This is a genomic window from Bifidobacterium mellis, assembly GCF_000967265.1.
GTDB classification, from domain to species: domain Bacteria; phylum Actinomycetota; class Actinomycetes; order Actinomycetales; family Bifidobacteriaceae; genus Bombiscardovia; species Bombiscardovia mellis.
Genome location: NZ_KQ033885.1, coordinates 779,478 through 781,328, shown reverse-complemented (window position 1 = coordinate 781,328; position 1,851 = coordinate 779,478). Strand labels below are relative to the sequence as shown.

Here is a 1,851-nt window from a genome sequence, read left to right as displayed (position 1 = left end):
CAACCAGCCTCCAGGACGACGTCAAGCAACTGAGCCAGGACCCCCAACTCATGCTCACCGCAGGCCGACAGGCCCTCGACAGCATCATGCGCATACTCGACGGCACCCACCAGCCCGAAGCCATAGGACACGACCGGCTCACCCGCATGGCCGCGCTGATAGAAACCTCACTGCCGCACCGCGACGCGCTCCTGGTCGCCGCCATCAACCCCGACACCACCCGAGACGACCTGACCACCATCACCGAACAACCCCACGACCCCGCCGCCGTCAAACTCATCTTCACCAGCCTCACCACCTGCTTCGAAGGCCGGACCCCCGTCAACCAGGAACGCGCCGACAGAGCCTACAACCTCTTCGACCAGCTCACCGCCGCCGTCGGCCCCACCCCACACCTCAGCGCCTCCAGAGCCTACCTGGCCTGGGCCGCCCGCGACCCCGACCAAGCCAGCTCATACATGGTCCAAGCCCTCACCCTCGACCGAACCAACAACCTCGCAGCGCTCATCGCCCTGGCCCTCAGTAAGAACATCAACCCCACCGACGACTAACACCACACACAACCAAACCGAAGAGGTCTCCTCCCAAACCAAGGAGGAGACCTCTCCGCGTCCGATGCGTTTCTCCCGCCCCATAAAAGGGGCACTCGAATCCGCTTCATTCCCTAGGAATGATCGTTGTTTAGATTAATCATGCTTGTCTGCAGCATCAACGGCATGAATGACGAGTAGGGAGATGAGAATGGTGAGAACCTCAGTTATCAAAGATGAGAGCGCCATGGCTTCCCACCTGCTGAAGGCCAAGGCCATCAACCCCATGAGAAACACAAAACTCACAACTTCGCTAACAAGCTTCTTCAAGACCTTGTGACTGCTCATGCTAAACAACACATCCACCAACGCATCAGTTATGTAGGTACCAAAGAACCACAACAGAAAGATAACGATGGTACCCAAAACCCCACGCCACCCATGCACCCAGGAACGAACGCCACCGAAAGGGAGCAAGCGATAAGTGACACCAATGCCGACCGCAAAAGGAAAGACAAAACCCAACAACACAGTTCCGAAAAAACCAACACCGGTAATCGCATCCGAAACCGTTACATGGTCTGATCGTCCACGGTCACTCATCGCTCACCCCTCTCTCCATGAATCAGAGGAACAAATCAACCCATGTCGCCGTGTATTCAGCAATATCGTAAGGGATGCCCAGCTGCATCAAACCTGAGACGATAGCGGCATGAGTCCAGACGCCGGTGGCTTCCAGGAAGTCTGCAATCCGACCGGCCCACGGAGCAATCTTGGCAGGAAGCTTGGAACCTCCCCAGCGCAGAAGCTTAATGACAGCTTTCTTGGCGATCGTCGTAGCCCAATTCCTCGATTGGAAGCCATTACCGGCAGTGCCATCATGCATCGAGAATGCATACTCGGTCAGGATGCCAGCACCTTCATAATCACCGTTTTCCCATGCGGTATCCGCTATCTCCAGCACATCCCTCGGAGTCAGCGAATCGGTGACTTGACTCACGATAGATGTCGAAGCGGTATCCACAGGCTCTGCAGCCATCGCCTGACTGGGAACCATGGCGACTCCCATAGACAGCGCAAGTGGAACAGCAACGCTGGCGAGCAACCTACTTTTGATAGTGTTCAGAGCTTTCATCATAAGCCCCTTTCCGTTTGTTGAGTCAATTCATCCTTGATAACCAATAACGAAGTCAGCGGTGTCAGCCATGGCACCTCTGACAACCCAGCTAAAACTGGAATACTGCACTGATAGATAGGCCTAACTATCATTCTTGAGTTATTACATCAACGGTGACAGTAGCACCACCGTTACACCATCATA

Annotated in this window: 2 protein-coding genes and 1 pseudogene; 1 reads left to right on the top strand and 2 read right to left on the bottom strand. The window is 55.2% G+C overall.

The features are described from left to right. Positions 1–551: pseudogene (locus tag JF70_RS03470) on the top strand (hypothetical protein); the annotation flags it as partial. Between the two features lie 135 nt (positions 552–686). On the opposite strand, the gene JF70_RS03465 reads toward JF70_RS03470, so the two are convergent. Both JF70_RS03465 and JF70_RS09095 read right to left on the bottom strand, forming a co-directional pair. Then, positions 687–1,133 carry a hypothetical protein gene (locus JF70_RS03465; protein WP_015022033.1) on the bottom strand — a complete coding sequence of 149 codons (447 nt, stop codon included), beginning with the start codon at positions 1,131–1,133 and terminating at the stop codon, positions 687–689. Between the two features lie 22 nt (positions 1,134–1,155). Continuing rightward, positions 1,156–1,665 carry a hypothetical protein gene (locus JF70_RS09095; RefSeq protein ID WP_197071201.1) on the bottom strand — a complete coding sequence of 170 codons (510 nt, stop codon included), beginning with the start codon at positions 1,663–1,665 and terminating at the stop codon, positions 1,156–1,158. Between the last annotated feature and the right edge of the window lie 186 nt (positions 1,666–1,851).

Bases quoted from the DNA above. Each gene is read 5' to 3' on its own strand.
- JF70_RS03465 (WP_015022033.1), bottom strand. From the start codon at position 1,133: ATGAGTGACCGTGGACGATCAGACCATGTAACGGTTTCGGATGCGATT.
- JF70_RS09095 (WP_197071201.1), bottom strand. From the start codon at position 1,665: ATGAAAGCTCTGAACACTATCAAAAGTAGGTTGCTCGCCAGCGTTGCT.